The sequence below is a fragment of the Trinickia acidisoli genome (assembly GCF_017315725.1).
Lineage (GTDB): Bacteria > Pseudomonadota > Gammaproteobacteria > Burkholderiales > Burkholderiaceae > Trinickia > Trinickia acidisoli.
This window is the reverse complement of the sequence record NZ_JAFLRG010000001.1, coordinates 2429760-2446258: the sequence shown is the minus strand read 5'-3', so window position 1 is coordinate 2446258 and position 16499 is coordinate 2429760. Positions and strand designations below refer to the sequence as shown.

The following is a 16499-nucleotide window of genomic DNA, read 5'->3' as shown; positions in this document are numbered from 1 at the left end:
GACCTGTGCCGATGACGACCCACCACGATGAGTTCGACGACGATCTGCTTCGACATTTTTACGAGCGCGAACTCGAGATCTTGCGCCGGGATTTGCGCGCGTTCGCACAGCGAAATCCGGAAGCGGCCACGCGATTGTCGATCAACAGCGACGGACGTTCGGATGACGCGGGCGTGGAACGCATAGTGCAATCGACAGCCATTTTGCACGCCCGCCACAGCGCAAAAATCGATGACGACTATCCCGAGTTGTCCGAGGCGCTGATCGAACGCACTTTTCCGCAGTACCTTCGATCCTTCCCTTCGTGCTCGGTTGCGCAATTCGACATGGCAGGGAGGTTCGACAGCTTGACCGAATCCGTCCGGATTGAGCGTGGGACGCAGTTGAAGACGACGGAAGGCGGGTGCTTGTTTCGGACCACGTATGACGTCGTGCTGGCGCCGGTGGAAATCGCGAGTGCCCAGTATGCGACCACGCCAACGGCCCCGCTAAGCGTCAAGCTGCCGCCCGATGCCAGCGGCATGCTCTCCGTGACCTTCCGCTCGGTTAAGGTCGGCAGCGGCCTCGATGTGACTGCCCCCGCCACGCTACGCGTCCATCTCGCCGGCCAACCATCAGTGGTCGCGGCGCTAATGGATACCATGTTGCTGCACACGGCGAGGGCTTATGTTGAAGACAACGAGGGACGCTGGACCCGCTTGCCGACGATTGCAGTTGCCCCGGTGGGATTCGGTCCGCAAGATTGGCTCGTCACCGACGCAAAAGAGCCCGGCCAGCCGTTCGGGCTGCTAGGCGAATACTTCGCGTATGCCGAGCGCTTTCATTTCGTCGACATCGATTTTGCGTCGGTGTGTGCCGCTGCACCAGGCGAACCGCTGGGCGAACAACTGACGCTGCATTGGGTGGTGACGGGCGTGCCGCCGAATTCGCGCGCCGCTCAGGAGCTCGCGCATCTTTCCGCGGATCACCTCAAGCTCCTTTGCACGCCGATCGTCAATTTATTTGAAAGGAAGGGTGTCTCGCTCAGGTACGATCGGAAAAGTGGTGTGTGGCCGATCCACGCGCAGGCCAAGAACGACGCACACACCGAGGTTTGGTCGGTCGATCAGGTGCGCACCGAGCAAGGCAATCCGCTGCGCTCATCGGCCGCGCTGATGACCAGTCACGCACACCCGACATGGACATTCATACAGCGTAGTAGTCACGCATCGCCTGAGGCCGGGTTCGCTGCGGCGCTGCGTCTTGACGGAGCCGATGGTCCGATGAGGACGGGGCCCGAGATGGACACACTGGTGGCCGACGTGACGTGCACCAATGGGGATCTGCCGCGTTCGTTGCCGTTCGGCGCATCGGGCGGGGACATGCGGCTGGCCGCCAAGAAATCGGCCACTCAGAAGATCGCGTTGCTCCGCGCGCCGACGGCGGTCGTTCAGCTTTCTCGTACCAACGGTGCGCTGTGGCGACTCATCGGTCAGCAGACACCCCACGCACTACGGTTGACTCAGGCCGGGTTGCCGGCCCTCAAGCAACTGTTTCAGCAATTCGCCCAACTCTCGCCTGCACAGGCGCAGCACATCGACGGCATCGCGGGCCTAAAGCACCGATCGGTCATGACGCTTATGGCCAGAGCCCCGCAGCCGGCGATGGTTCGCGGGATCGAAATCACGCTGGAAATCGACGAGCAACGCTTCGTCACTCATAGCGTCGCCGTCTTCGCGCGCGTCATGGAGCGCTTCTTTGCGCCGTACGCGCCGTCCAACAGCTTCGTTCAATTGGTTATCGAATCCGTCAGTAGAAGGGGCATCGTTTTATGGCGGGGCGAGCCGGTGCGCGGCGGAACTGCGCTGTTGTGAAGATGGGGGGCGTTGGCTAGCAATAATTGCCGCGCATTCTAAATGCGTCGGGAATATTTGCTTTCCGAGCTTCGATCAATCCTAACAATGCTTCGAGGTATTCGGGTTTGAAGAAAATCTCTGTAAAATCGCCCGCCTCTGAATGCCGACTACTCCGTCAGGCTTGCCAATGAATACGAACTTGTCTGTCCAAGATCTTCGAAAGATCGCCGCGGGGATGCAGCACAATCGATTGTTGACGCTGTCGTTCCCGCAGGGCAATGCCCCGTACGAGATCCTGTTGGTGAATCGCCTTGAAGGCGAGGAATCGCTCTCACGCGATTTCCGATTCGTGATCGAAATCCTGTCGGATAACGCAAAGCTCGACCCCAACGACTTCGTCGGCAAGCTCATTGCGGTGAAATTGCTGCGCGACGACGGCAGCTACCGGCATTTCAACGGCCACATCTTCTCATTCCGCCTGGTGCGAACCGACGGGGGCATCGTTTTTTACGAAGCGGAGATGGGCCCGTGGACGCGATACCTGACGCTGCGCCAGAACAACCGGCTGTTCTTGGATCAGAGTATCCGTGGCCAAACCGCCACGATCTTCTCGGATTACGGCACGCTGGCGGTCTGGCAGTGGAAGGTCTATCAGAAGGACCCGTCGATGACGATGGCGTGCCAGTTCGGCGAGCACGACCATAACTACGTCCACCGCCGCTGGGAGCACATGGGGCTGTGCTACTGGTACGAGCACACGGCGACGGAGCACAAGTTGATCATCTCCGATCCGGGGCGCCAGGAGCCGGTCATCGACGGTGACAGTCCCAAGATTCCTTATCAGGACAAAGCCGGTTCACAGGAAGCGGACGGGATCCGATCGTGGTCATTCATTCAACAAGTCACGTCCACGCACATTGGTGAGTCGACCACCGACTTCAAGGCCATGCCCCATCTGAACGCGCGTACCGGCGGTTTCGTCGACGCGCGTACCGATGCATGGGCAAGTGATCGCGGGCAGAAGCTGGAATGGTACGACTATGCGGGCCAGTATGCGCACCGCGACCTGGAAGATGGGGAGTGGCAAACGAGCCGCCGCATCGAAGCCATCGAGGCGATGGCACGGCAGTGGGAGGCCACCGGCAACAACCGCTTCGTCATGCCGGGGCGGTGGTTTCAACTGACCGATCACTTCGGATATTCGATCAGCGCCAGCTTCTACGACGATGAATATCTGATTACCTTCGCGCATCACGTCGCGACGAACAACTACCTTCAGGGTGTCGGCGCGCAGGCGACGTACAGCAACCGGTTTACGTGCGTGAGCAAACGCACGCCGTGGCGGCCGATGCGAGGATTCAACAGCGTCGATACCCGCATCTTGGCGCCGCAGACGGCGATTGTGGTCGGCCCCGAGGGCGAGAGCCTCTATACCGACGAGTACGGGCGTGTGCTACTGCAATTCCATTGGGATCGAGAGGGCAAGTACACGACGTGGGTGCGTGTGTCGAGCGGCTGGGCGGGCGGCAGTCAAGGCATGAGTGCGCTACCCCGGATAGGGTCCGAGGTGGTCGTTCAATGGATTGACGGGAACCCTGACCATCCCCTTGTAACGGGTCGCGTGGGGAGCGCGATGAACCTGCCGGCATGGCGGTTGCCGCATCAGCGGGCACTGACGGGCATTCGCAGCCGTGAACTCGTGGGCGATACCGGCAATCGCGGTGGCGGGCGCAGCAATCACCTGGTTTTTGACGATACGGCCAACGCCATTCAGACCCAGCTACGGAGCGACCATCAGGCAAGTCAATTGTCGCTGGGGAGCATTACGCGGATCGAAGATTGGCAGGGCCGGCAGGACGCGCGTGGCGAAGGGTTCGAGTTGCGGACGGATGCAGTCGGGGCAATTCGCTCTGGCAAAGGCATGTTGGTTAGTACCGAGGCTCGCCCGAAGGGCAATTCGCATGTCGCAGACGTGAGTGAGCCGGCGTCGCGTCTCACACAAGCGCAAAGACAGCACAACGAGCTGGGCAAACTGGCCCAACAGCATCAGGCACAGGACAGCGGAGGCGACCAGAGCGGCGTGGCCGATGCGTTACAGACCCAGGTCGAAGGCATCAAGGGACGCACGGCTCGCGGCGGCGACGGGTCGTTTCCCGAACTGAACGAACCGCATTTGCTGCTTGCTGGAGCGGGCGGACTGCAAGCAACGACGCCGGCGACCGTCCATATCAATGGCGAGGAGCATATCGCGCTTACGGCGGGCCGCAATGTGTCGGTTACCGCCAGAAAATCGTTGTTAGTGAGCGTGCTCGATAAGATCAGCCTCTTCGCACAAAGCCTCGGAATCAAGCTGTTCGCGGCAAAAGGAGCGGTCGAAATCCAGGCCCAGAGTGACAAGATGGCGCTCGCGGCCCTCAAGGACCTCTCGATTTCCAGTACGGACGGACGGGTCGTTATCACGGCAGCAAAGGAAGTTTGGATCGGTGCGGGCGGCTCCTATATCCAAATAAACGGCAACGGGATCGTCAACGGCTCGTCGGGGCCGATCGTCGAAAAGACCCCGAAGTGGAGCAAACAAGGCGCCGACGCACAGATGCCCAGTTTTCCGCCGTTCGGAACGGGCAAACCCACCGACGATTACTCGCATTCACTCTAATCAGCTTGCAAGCGTTCCATGATTATCAGTCCTCCCTTTCTTTCGGCGGCACAGCCGCAGCAGAACGATGCCATGTCCACGGCAGACGCAGGCAATACGGTTGTGCCGGATGGCGATGTGTGCGCGGCGAACATGCTCGAATGCTCACCCGGCAACGGAGCCTATCCCGTCAGCTTTAACCTCGGCTGGCATGGCGGCGCGCACCTGATCGCGCCGACTGACGGCAACCAGCCCGCGTCGGTGCGTGCCATTGCAGACGGGAAGGTCGTGCATATGCGCGCAACGGATACGACCAAGAGCCCAGCACTTCAATACCGTGGCGTGCGCACCGATGACGGGTGCGTCGTCATCCGGCACGACACCGAAATTGGCGAGGGCGACAATGCGAAGATCACCTTCTATTCGGTGTACATGCATCTGCAAAACGTCATGCCAACGCTGGCGGTGGGCAAAAAAATCTATCGAAAGGACATTCTGGGCACTCCCGGCCAGATCTACGGACAGTTTCCGCAGATCCACTTCGAGATCGTGTGCGACGAGGCGAATCTGAAGAAGATCATAGGTCGCGAGCCCGGTCCGGTTGGACAAACAGGGCGGACCGATGCGGTCTATGGGGACATCTGGTTCTTCGTGCCGCGAGGCGCGAAGCTGTTCGCCAAGGAGCCCCACCCTTACCGTGATGACGACAGTGCTCCGGCCGTGGGAGGACTTCACTCGCAGGCATCTCTTATCGAGGCGGGAACCAGCTGCGATCTTGTGATCCGCATGCATTACGAAAAGGACTGTGCGTTGACGGCCTATGTTCAGGACGCAGGCGGGAACTGGTCGGCTTCCGGCGCACTGGAAACAGAAGGCGATGCGGAATACAACCTATACAAACGGGCTACCGATCTGCAAGGCCGTTATAACGACGGCAGTCTCAGAGGTGTTAACGGGTTGACCACACCCTCACCAAGCGCGATTTTTGAAATGATCCGCTTTGGACGCTGCATTGGTGAGCAGATCCCCAACGGCGCGCGCTTTAACCACTGGAGAAAGGTCAATACGCCGGATGGCGAGGGGTGGGTCAATCTATCTATAGCCGGCGTGCGGGTTTATAGCGATGCCGATTTCCCTGAGTGGGCGGGATGGAGCTTTATCAAGGATGACCCGACACCCGATAGCTTGTGCGACTCGCCCACGATAAAACAATGGCTGGATGTCAATCAGTCGGGGCATGTCACTCACGCCGACGCAGTAGGAGCACTAAGAACTGACGCTGTCAGGCAGCGTCTTGCGTACGCTATCTGCAAATTCCCGACTGAATGGAGCAGGATTGGGCGATTCGATCGGTATATGTGGTTAAAGAGTCCGCATGAAGCATTGAAAAATCCGCTGTCCGATCAGGATTTCCTCACGTTGATGGAGCACGCGCGTGTTCTGGGTTTCTGGGAAGATATTGTCGATCCCGATCTTCCGCCAGCCAATGAATGCTGGCACTTTCCACCGACAGCGTTTTTAAGTCACCTCAAAACGTGCGAATGGCTGAGCCTTGATGAGCTCACGCAACTCCTGCCGCGCCATTACGGATTGAATCAGGCTCGTAGCACCTTGGATTGGCATGTCGCTCAAGGGAGGCTAAGCGGAAATCCGATTTCATATGCGGATATAAGTAAGGCATTCAGGAAGTACCGCATTTCCACTGCGAATCGCCGGATCGCATACCTTTCGCAAGCATACATTGAGACTGGGTTGTTGCGTACGACTGCGGAGGATGGCCGTGGTACGGGGTCAGGCGGGAATGCAAAATACTACCGGGCGTTTTATGGTCGAGGGTTGATGCAGCTCACTTGGCCAGTCCTCTATGATGACTATGGGAAATTCAGGGGCTTTCAGAACAATAATTCCGGACATTACACCGATGAGCGAATTACCTCGACGTCGCTACATGATTGGTCCGGACCTCCAAGTATCGATAAGGAGGGACGGGTCAGCGAGGACAAGCGGGTTTGGTATCCTCGGTATGACCCAGATCTGGTCGCTTCAGACGGAATGAGTGCATGCGACAGTGCAGGATTTTTTCTTTTCTGGAAGCACTACATGGGGACCACTAACATTCTTCGCATCGCGGATGAGGGGATTACGACAACGACGGTCGGTCGGATTTCGGTTCTCGTAAACGGCGGTGGGTCCGGCTATGACGATCGGCAGCAATATGCCGCATTTCTTTTGCGATATCTCAGCGATTCAACGGACGCAGAAGCAAGTGCAATGTTGTCATATCGAAAGCAGAGGATCACTTCCGTCTCTCATCCGCATAGGCACGTTGAATGGGGTGAATATCCAGATATCGCTCACGTTTACGTTGATTTTACTCCTCAGCGTGGATCTTAAGGATTGGTGATCAAAAATGAAATTTTCCATTGTTGCGTTGATTTTGGTGGTAATGTTGCCGTTTCCTGTGAGTGCGGCGGACGGCCTAATACAAATCGGGAGCATTCCGGTAGTTGCCGATGCATCTCCGGCCCTCGTGAAAACGCTCCATGCTTTGCGCCAGCATATTGATGCTGATGCGCGAGACTGCATCGAGGCTGCCGAGGGCATGGATGCTACTGGAAACTATAAAGCATCGATAAAAAAAGACGTAGAGACGCCTCAGTTGGTTTCCTTGGAGATTTCCGGTGTAATGATTTGCGATGGTGTACATTCTTCGAGCTATCGCTATGGAATTGCCATTGATAAAAAAACTGGGGGGCGGATCGATTTGAGTCGAATTTATGACATTGTGGATCGCAAGGATGCCCATCTTTTTCTTCGGTCGGATCTTGTTGAGTCCGTTGGGAGCAGTTACAAGCAAGAGAACGCAAACAATGCTTCATGCCTCAATAACCCAGACTGGAAGGAAGGATTGGCGAATTTTCCGTTGACCTTTTTGCCTGAATCCGATGGTTCGCTTGTCTTGTATTATGCTGTCCCTGACGTTTCAAGTGCGTGTTTTCCTCCGCTGCATTTGAGTCGACATGATGTTGCACCCTTTCGCAATGCAGTTCAGGCCGATCGATATAGGCTTCCTTGATAGGTTGCTTGAGAAATCGGAAGTGTTGATCGCGGCTTAACAATGGGTCATTGATGAAATGATGGCTTTCTACTACTAAGTTTTCAGTTAGTGGCTTCACTTAAAGCGCGCGATAACGCATTGATTTTTCAGCGGTTCTTATGTCATCGTATTGGCACTGCAAACCGAAATCTTAGTGACTCGAGCGCAATTTTCGGATTCTCTAGGATGAGTAAAGCGTCTGTCTGCCACGACGATCCGACCACCACGGGTGGGCAAGGTTAGGCCCACTGTGTGGAATTTGCCCAGACATTGGCAGTGGTGGGCGAGCCATGGTTTTTAGATGCGCATGCGGCCACTCTTTCCTTCCCGAAGGTCGACAACCAAGAGGGTTGAATAATGAAGAAAAAGATAATGACGGCAATGCTGCTTGTCATTCTGCAGTGTTGTTGCGCGCATGTCGCATTCAGTCAATCGAGCATCGAGGCGAAGCATCATATTTTATCGGTGGATATGGGGGCGCCGGGGTGTGCAATTGATATTGCCGATCTTTATGGTGGATATTTAAAAAGTGGCATGCCGAAAAATGCTTCTTACTCGACTGACGTGCCGCCGGTCCGCAGTACTCTTGAAAGGTTTGGAATTAATTTTGAGTGTCAAACTGATCAAGATTTTATTGATGCATCGCATAATTTTGGGGCTCAGTGGAATGAGGGTAAGAAAAGATGGGATTTGTATTACGAGGATGCGAACGACAGTAAAATATTGCCGCCTGTCTCTCGGATCTATCAGCTAAAATCGCGCAATGCCTCTGGTTTTATGAGGACGACAGATCAAATTAGTGGTGAGGAGGATCAACGTGTCCGCTTTTATTCATTTTGTCTGTTTCATGATAAAGCCGCCGTTTGCGGGACCGGCCAATCGATGCGACTTGAGGAGCCGAAAGGGGATTATCTGCCTTTCATTATGCGCGTCCTTCGGAGCGTAAATTTTGTCGATGATAAAAAGAGCGACCCTGACCAATGAGCATCTTTACTCCGATTTTGAGTTCGTATTGTGGCACTCGTTAGTATGTCGAATGTCGCTAGTGTGAGATTCCTCGTGAGGGCGATGCCGACAGAGAGTGGGGCGACGAGGCACCTTCGTTGGAACGTGTCATTTCCTCGATCTTTAGTCGGTTTGTATTGAAAGATGAGACGAAAACTGCCAGTCGTTGCTCTATTCCTTGCTCAGATTTTCTCAGATCAGATCGCATTTGGGCAATCGACGATTACGGTAAAGCATGAGGTTTTGTCTGTGGACATGGGGCAGCCCGGTTGCGCAATCAGTGTCATCGACTATTTTGATGGGCATCTAGCAAGTCGAATGAAGATGACGGCTGGCTATTGGACTGATGTGCCCCCGGTGCAGAGTGCGCTTGGCGATTTTGGAATTCGATTTAAATGCCGAGTTGATCAACAATTTGATGGTGCGGCGCAAACGCATGGGGCTCAGTGGGATGAGGGTAAGAGAACTTGGAAATTGTATGACGAAGATGCGAGCGATAGAAAGCTGTTGTCGCCTGTCTCTCGAATTTATCAGTTAAAATCACCTAATGCAGCCGGCTTTTTGAGAACGACCGATGAAATTAGTGGTGACGAGGATCAGCGCGTTCGCTTCTATTCGTTTTGTCTTTTTCATGAAAAAGCGGCGGTTTGTGGTGAGGGTCAATCGATGAAGCTTGAGGAGCCAAAGGGGAATTACTTGCCAGCTATTTTGCCCATCCTTCGAAGTGTAAGCTTTGTTGAGGATCGCAAGGGAGGTGATCAATGATCGATTTTATCCGGGAAAAATGTGGGAATATAGAGGGCTGTTATTAGTCATTTTAGAACCGAGTGATTATTTTTATTGTTGATTAAAAAGTTATATTCAGGTTTTCTTAGATGAGTAAAGCATCTGTTTGCCACGACGATCCCACCACCACAGGTGGCAAGGTCATCGCAACTGCGTCGACCATGTTCGATGGTGATCGGCGTATCGCACTCGATGGAGAGATGGCCACCTGTGGTAATTGTCCTGGAGAACACCCAATCCAAGGGACAGGCATGGACATGGACGAAGATGGGCGAGCCAGCGTGCTTGACAACGATCCCGTACAGTGTCCATGCGGTCAAAACCATGTCAAGGCGGGATCGGATGCCGGGTGCTCGACTGGCTGACACTAGATGGCACCTCACCTCAATGCGTTCCATTACACACATGCATGTGTGTAATGGAATGGGGTGAACCCACCGTGCTTCAGCGTATCGATAGCGGTGGGGTGCCAGACGCTTTCAAGGATCTGGTGAGCCAGATTCAATTATTGCGACGCGGACAACGCACGATCAGCGGGTGCGCCGGCGAAGAGATTCTGGCGACCCTCCCGACGGACGGCGGCTATCGTCTGCACCAATACGAGTGGGAGGCGCAGGGCACGGAGCTTGGCAATGGGATGAAGCCGACCATTACGGTCGAGCTTGAAAGCGGAATGACGCGAGAAAACGGCGTGCCGGTTCGCCCGCGACTGACGGATGAGCAAGCGATTGCGCTCTTCAACGCCGTAGCTAACTCCGTTCGGTTGAGGCCAGTGAGTGCCTCGAAGGTTTCGGGGAGCGAGGCTTCGCCCAGGGCACCACTAGGCACGCTTGCGCAAACCGGCACCCCATGTCCGCAGACGGGGTGGTGGACCTGTCCCGAGGCGGTTGGCAATGAGATCGAGGGCGGAGGCCGTCAACGCTTCGAGGCGGGCACCGCAATGCCGATCGTGCAAGTGCTTGGCAAGCAGTCCTTCGTGGAGCGGATGACGGGCCGACAGCAAAAGCACAGCGTCAACACGATCTGGAAGCTCGTAGCGTATGACCCGAGCGCAGATAACGGTCAGGGCAACGGTGGTTAGTCTGTTGCCCCCAATCACTGAGCGGCATCGCAAATTTCGTGGCAGGCATTCGTCAAAGAGCCGCGCATGCGCGCGGCCCGCGACTACCTAACCGCAAGCGAAACGAAGCTGCGTGCGTTATCACGCTGAATCAGCAGCGCCACCTCCTTGCCGCCGCGCGCGATCGACGCATTCAACGCTTCGCGCGTGTCGATCGATTCGCTATCGACGGAGAGCACGATGTCGCCCGCGGCGATGCCGGCGCTTGCCGCTGCGCCCGTGGCGGCATCGACCACGACGCCGTACGGCAAGCCGGACGCTCGCCGCTCCGCATCGCTAAGCGCATGCACGGTCAAGCCTAGATGCTCGAGCACGCTGCCTTCGGTCGGCGCCGGCGCGACGCCATCCGCGTGCGAGGCAACCACCGTGGTCGTCAATATCATCGGCCGTTTGTTGCGAACGAGTGTCAGTGCCACTTTCGATCCCGGCTGCAGCGCCGACACATATTCGGTCAAATCGGCTTGATGCTCGATGGTTTTGCCGTTGATCCGTGTGATGACGTCGCCGGGTTTGAGGCCGCCCGCGACGCTGCCGTGCGCGGCCGGAGCGATGGCGGCGGCGGCATTGACAGCGGTGACGAGTGCGCCCGTCGCGCGCGGCAAGCCGAACGCTGCGGCTAGGCCGGGGTCGACGTCCTGCGTTTGCACGCCCAAGCTGCCGCCGGCCAGCTTGCCTTGTTCCTGGAGTTGCGCACGAAGTTTGATGGCCGCGTCGATCGGGATCGCGAGCGTCATGCTGCGGGATCGGCCGTCGTCCGCGTAGATCTGAATGCTGACGCCGATCACCGTGCCGTTGCGATCGAGCAGCGGACCGCCGGAGTTGTCGGGGTCTGCGGCAATGTCGGTCTCGAGGAAGGAGAAAGCGCTGCCATCGGGCAACACGTGCGGCGTGACGCTGATGAGCCCCGACGTCACCGCGTTTTGCGGGCCGTCGGGAGCGCCGATCGCGAGCACGCGCTCGCCAACGCGCGCACGAGACGAATCACCGAGTCGCACGACCGGTAGCTTGCTCGGGTGTTCGATCTGAAGCAAGGCGATATCGGTTTGCGGATCGACGCCCAGCACGTCGGCTTTGAATTGACGCTTATCGGTCAACGTCACCGTGACTTGCTCGGCCTGATTGACGATGTGGGCCGTCGTCACGACGATGCCGTCCGCGCTGATGATGAAGCCGGACCCGATGCCCCAGACGACGCGCGGAGGATCGGGAACGCCCGGCTGCTTTGGCGGTTGGGCCGCCGTCGCGCGGAACAGCCCGAACACCGGATCGTCCGGATTGAGATTGTCGAGTCCCGGCGCACCGGCCGACGGGTCGCTCGGATCGCCTGGGTCGGATGCGTTGGGCGGATCGGCCGGCGCCGCGGTGCTGACGTTGACGACCGCGGGTCCGTAGCGCGCGACCATGGCGGAAAAGTCCATCGGTGCGGGACTGAGCATCGGTGGCGGTGCATGCAGGGCTCGCACCGGCGGCGCTCCCTTTTGCACGGCGGATGCCGCGAGTGGAAGAAACAGAAAGGCCGCGCCGCCGAGCAATACGATTGTCGCTGCGGTGCGGCGCACAGTTAGGGCATCGACCCTCGGAGTCTGGCTACGCACGGCTCACCCCCAGCAAAGTTGTCATGCGGGCGACCTCGTTGACGAGTTATTGAATGAACTTATGGACGTCGGTCACCAGCGCACCCATTGTCATGCGGTTGGCATGGCGCGGCTGTGAGGCAGCGCACGATACCGGTGTAACAGGCGGACGGAAGCCGACGCAAGCGGACGCAAGCCGACCCGTGATGCAGGCGAATCGATGCGGCGCAGCGAAACGCCGAGCGCGGGATACCGAGTTCGTTCGGTTGCGCTGACGTCGAGCATCGACCCAAGCAAACGGATACGAGGGTGTCGCGATTGACATGGATCAATCGACGCGCAATACGGCTGCCGTGCACGCGATCGCGAACCGCAATTGGAGTAGCATCGGAGCCATGTCTTTTTTAGCCGCGGTGCGGCGCAAACCGATGAGCGATTCGCCCGAACCCAAGCAGCACGAGCAGAGCGGTGAAGTACAAATCCCCGTAGGCGTCGCGCTTGCCTGGCCGCTATTGGATCAGGAAGGCAGGTTATTGTTACGCGCGGGCATGGTGATCGAGAGTGAAGAGGAACGCCGCTTTCTCCTCGAGCACTTCACGTTCTATACCGGCGCGGCCAAAGCGGGAACGCCTCAAGGTGCAGGCTCGAGCGAAGGCCAAGGCCAAGGCTCGGTGTTCACGTTGACCGACATGCGGCTCGCGATCGGTGCGCAGGTCGGGATTCGTAGCTTCTTTGCGACGAGCAGCCCCATGCGGCGAAGCAGAGTGATCGGCTTCAGCCCCGACCACGCATTGTTCGTCACGGCCCCCAGGGTAGGCAAGCTGCCGCTCGTGTTGGGAGCGGGCGAGAACGTGCAAGCGGTCGCGATCGGCGCGCATGCGGTTTTTTCGTTCTCTTGCACGGTGCTGGCCGCATGCAATCAGCCTTTCCACTACTTCGTGCTGTCCGAACCCGGCAATATCCACATATTGCGCGAGCGCAAGTCCGCGAGAGTGCAGACCCGGCTTGCGGTCAGGTATCGCGCATCGCTCGCGGACGGCGAAGTACAAGGGCTCGGCCTCGGTCGCGATTTGAGCGTGCAAGGCATGTCGCTCGTCAGTCCGCGCATGCTCGGCGAGGTTGGCGCGCGCGTTCACGTGTCGTTCCCGATCAGCACGGCACAGGTCAATATCGAGTTCGAAGCCTCGGCCGTGGTGCGCAACGTGAAGGACGATCGGAGCACCGACGGGGTGGTCGCGCATGGCCTCGAATTCGAGACCGTCAGCGCCGAGACCCAATTCGCGCTGCGTTCGTTCTTGTTCGATTGCTTGAGTTCGAACGCGCTGTAGACGCATCGGCCGAAACGACGCTCGATCCGATGTTCGAGCGGGTTGTCCCTAAGCCGTATCTGTCGATTGTTCCTCGTACAACTCGATCCGATTGCGCCCGCGCGCCTTCGCGAGATAGAGCGCTTTGTCGCAACGCGAGAGCGCTTGGTAGGCGCCGACATCGGTTGAACGCATGCAGTCGATCCCGATGCTGACCGTCAGCGCGACGTGTTGGTCGCCGTCGATCAAAGGCATTTCATCGATGCGCCGCTGCACACGCCGCGCAAAGGCGATGGCATCGTCGATCGTCGCGTCGGGCAACACGACGGCAAACTCTTCGCCGCCGATTCGGCCGACGAGGTCGTTTGTACGCGCTTCGATACGCAGCAATCGAGCGAAGTGACTCAGTACGCGATCGCCGAGCGCGTGGCCCCATCGATCGTTCAATGCCTTGAAATGATCGAGGTCGAGCATCAGCATCGCGGCGGTGCCGTCGTCGTGCCGCAGCCGGGCGAGTTCCGCTTCGCTTTGCATCGTGAAGTGGCGGCGATTCGACAACTGCGTCAGGTGGTCGATCGTAGCCAGTTCATGCAGTTCCGACTCGATGCGTTTGTGCTCGGTGGCGTCCGTGATGAAGCCGTGCCATAGCGTGCCGCCGTCGGGCATGCGTTGCGGGCGAGCGTCGCCTTGGCGCCAGCGCAGGCCTTGCTGCGGCAGATTCACGCGATATTCGAGGTGCCACGGCGTCAAATGGGTCGCCGAATCGCGCAGCGATTGCCTAAAGCGCGCAAGGTCGCGTGGATCGATCCGCGATTCGATCGCGTCAGCGCTGCGAAACACGTCCTCGGGCGTCAACTCGTAAATGTCGCAGATGCCGTCGCTCGCGTAGGGAATAGCTGCTTCTCCGTCGGCTGACTGTCGATATTGAAAGACGAGGCCCGGCACTTCGTTGGTCAGGTTCGTCACGAGGTCGATCGTGCGCTGCAGGTTCGCCGCCGTCTCGCGCAACGCGGTAATGTCGGTGCTCGTACCGACCATGCGCTGCGCGCGGCCGGTGCGGTCGCGGCTGACCACCTTGCCGCGGCTGCAAATCCACTTGTACGACCCATCCTTGCAGCGAATGCGGTGCTCGACCGCGTAGCTATCGGTCTTGCTCTCGAAGTGGGCCTGCATCGTCGCCTTCACATACGTGAGATCGTCGGGGTGCACGCGCAGGTAGGCGTCTTCGACGCGGTTGCTGAGCTCGTGCGGCGCATAGCCGAGCATTGCTTTCCACGCCGGCGAATAGTGGATTTCGCCGGTGACGACGTTGCGGTCCCACAAGCCTGTTCCGCTGCCCGTCAGCGCGAGCGTCACGAGCTCGGCGTTTCCTTCGAATCTCGGGGCGCGATTGCAGGGTGCCGGTTCGACGCCGGCGCGCTCGAGCGCGTGCGCGGCCAAGGTCGACAACTCGCGCAAGAATTCGCATTGCTCGTTGTCGAAGGGGCGCGGCGTTTCATCGAATAGGCAGAGGGTACCTAGGCGACGTCCATCCGTACTCGTCAATGCGCACGCCACGAAAAAGCGCGGCCATTGCGCCGTGGCGGTGCCTTCGACGACAAAGCGCGAATCTTGGTGCGTGTCGGCGACGAGAATCAGCGTTGGCGTGTCGGTACCGGCGGAGTCGGAAAGCAGGTCGGCGGGCGGAAGACGGCAAGGCTTACCGTCGGCGGCCAGCAGACGCTGCCCTTGCGCGCTTGCGGTAGCGATCAACGCAGCGGCGACGCTGAAGTGCATCCGCGCAAGACGGGCTATTGCCTCGCATTCGGTATGGGTTGGCGGCAGCGTCGTGTCGTCGGTTGAGTGGCCGGCTGGCTCCGCTGTGCCGTGATCGAAATCAGTTGTCTGCATAAAAGCCGCTCGTCAGAGGGCCGAAACAAGCATAGTCAACAGGATATAACGGCGCAAATGACGGCAAATTTAGGGGGCAGCAGCGAAAAATCGCCGGATTCGTGGCGATTTTCAGTTGCGAACGTGCGAGCGGCAGAGGTCGACGCAGGCGTCACGATCCCGCGGTCAGCCGGCCGCACAAGACAGCCGACATCGGGCCGCCGGTGCCGGACGAGTACCGAGTACCTTTACCGGGTGGTGGACGCGCTCGAAGCGCAATCCGTCGCCGGTGTGACAGCGGTTCAGTTCATAGGTACGTCGCGAGCGCCGTCGCCGCGGCGGCTGCGACGATCAGGCATAGCAGCGCCAGCCCCGCCGATGTCCGCCGAGGAGGAAGGATAGGGCCGGGCAGCGTTTTGCGTCCCGTCACCATCGGCCGCAATAGGTTGTGACCTTTGGCGATGGCGTAGAGCGCGATCGCGAGCACATGCAGCACGACAGCGGCGACGATCACATCCCACAGGAGCGAGTCGTGCAGCACCGAGATCGCGTAGGCGATCGGCGCGGGCACCCAAGCGGTCAGCGGCCCGACGTCCGAGACGTCGTTGTAGTCGTAGAGTCCGCTCAACGTCTCGCCGAGCAGTAACGCCAACAACAGCAGCACCATCCAGCCGCCGGCCGGATTGTGGCCCACCTGCAGGTCGGGTTCGCGCTGAAACAGATGCCGCAGATGGCGCAGCGCGGCCGCCGGCGAGGCGACGAAGCTGCGAAAGCGCGCGGTCTCGCTGCCGACGCAACCCCACAGCAGCCGGAACAGCACGAGTGCGAGCAACGTCTCGCCGATCCGCACGTGCCAATCGAGCAGGTTCAATCGGATGGTCACGTAGGCTGCCAAAACCAGCGCTACGGCGAGCCAGTGAAATAGCCGCGTCGGCAGATCCCATACGAGCACGGGGCGAGAACGCCGATTGGCCGACGTCGGGTTTTCGTCGTTAGTGTTCATGCGTGCGCATCCAAATAGTTGTCATCACGGTTTCACACTAGGCGTAAACACCCGGTGACCGAAGAGAAAGGTCGGTTTCAAGCGGATATAAGCGTTGTGACATGTGCTGCATGTTCCCCGTCTGATGGGACGAGATAGCGTGTTCAACTAACCTTCGCTACGGCAAAGCGCAAGTGACGGGGCTGACAGAACAGCGCGTCGTATCGCGTGAGAACAACGAGCCCACGGTTCCGAAGCGAGAAGACAGTCGACGACTCGCCCGTTCCCA

Annotated in this window: 12 protein-coding genes; 9 read left to right on the top strand and 3 right to left on the bottom strand. The window is 58.5% G+C overall.

Annotation, left to right across the window (positions count from 1 at the left end; all coding sequences use genetic code 11):
• Positions 1 to 11 precede the first annotated feature (11 nt).
• From tssF to J3485_RS11165, 8 genes are all read left to right on the top strand, one after another.
• Positions 12 to 1853, top strand: a complete 1842-nt coding sequence (gene tssF / locus J3485_RS11200; protein ID WP_206952530.1) for a type VI secretion system baseplate subunit TssF — start codon at positions 12 to 14, stop codon at positions 1851 to 1853.
• 169 nt (positions 1854 to 2022) lie between these two features.
• Positions 2023 to 4491 (top strand): type VI secretion system Vgr family protein, encoded by a 2469-nt coding sequence (locus J3485_RS11195; protein ID WP_206952529.1) that lies wholly within the window; start codon positions 2023 to 2025, stop codon positions 4489 to 4491.
• Between the two features lie 18 nt (positions 4492 to 4509).
• Complete coding sequence (locus tag J3485_RS11190) at positions 4510 to 6864, top strand: M23 family metallopeptidase (protein ID WP_206952528.1); 2355 nt, start codon at positions 4510 to 4512, stop codon at positions 6862 to 6864.
• Between the two features lie 16 nt (positions 6865 to 6880).
• Positions 6881 to 7546, top strand: coding sequence for a hypothetical protein (locus J3485_RS11185; protein ID WP_206952527.1), 666 nt, complete (start codon positions 6881 to 6883; stop codon positions 7544 to 7546).
• A gap of 378 nt (positions 7547 to 7924) precedes the next feature.
• The gene (locus tag J3485_RS11180; RefSeq protein WP_206952526.1) at positions 7925 to 8551 is read left to right on the top strand and encodes a hypothetical protein; all 627 of its coding nucleotides are present in this window, start codon (positions 7925 to 7927) and stop codon (positions 8549 to 8551) included.
• Positions 8552 to 8716: 165 nt separating this feature from the next.
• Complete coding sequence (locus J3485_RS11175) at positions 8717 to 9337, top strand: hypothetical protein (RefSeq protein ID WP_206952525.1); 621 nt, start codon at positions 8717 to 8719, stop codon at positions 9335 to 9337.
• Between the two features lie 110 nt (positions 9338 to 9447).
• Positions 9448 to 9723: a PAAR domain-containing protein gene (locus J3485_RS11170; protein ID WP_102644560.1), complete on the top strand. Its 276-nt coding sequence runs from the start codon at positions 9448 to 9450 to the stop codon at positions 9721 to 9723.
• 53 nt (positions 9724 to 9776) lie between these two features.
• The gene (locus J3485_RS11165) at positions 9777 to 10439 is read left to right on the top strand and encodes a T6SS immunity protein Tli4 family protein (protein ID WP_242538548.1); all 663 of its coding nucleotides are present in this window, start codon (positions 9777 to 9779) and stop codon (positions 10437 to 10439) included.
• An 83-nt stretch (positions 10440 to 10522) separates the two neighbouring features.
• Here the strand turns inward: J3485_RS11165 and J3485_RS11160 are convergent, their stop codons facing one another.
• Positions 10523 to 12037 (bottom strand): trypsin-like peptidase domain-containing protein, encoded by a 1515-nt coding sequence (locus tag J3485_RS11160; RefSeq protein WP_206952523.1) that lies wholly within the window; start codon positions 12035 to 12037, stop codon positions 10523 to 10525.
• 338 nt (positions 12038 to 12375) lie between these two features.
• Between J3485_RS11160 and J3485_RS11155 the strand changes: the two genes are divergently transcribed.
• Positions 12376 to 13380 carry a flagellar brake protein gene (locus J3485_RS11155; RefSeq protein WP_206952522.1) on the top strand — a complete coding sequence of 335 codons (1005 nt, stop codon included), beginning with the start codon at positions 12376 to 12378 and terminating at the stop codon, positions 13378 to 13380.
• A 48-nt stretch (positions 13381 to 13428) separates the two neighbouring features.
• Here J3485_RS11155 and J3485_RS11150 read toward each other — a convergent pair whose 3' ends face one another.
• Positions 13429 to 15249: a sensor domain-containing diguanylate cyclase gene (locus tag J3485_RS11150; RefSeq protein ID WP_206952521.1), complete on the bottom strand. Its 1821-nt coding sequence runs from the start codon at positions 15247 to 15249 to the stop codon at positions 13429 to 13431.
• A 286-nt stretch (positions 15250 to 15535) separates the two neighbouring features.
• Entirely contained in the window at positions 15536 to 16231 is a 696-nt protein-coding gene (locus J3485_RS11145) for a cytochrome b/b6 domain-containing protein (protein WP_206952520.1), read from the bottom strand.
• Positions 16232 to 16499: the final 268 nt, after the last annotated feature.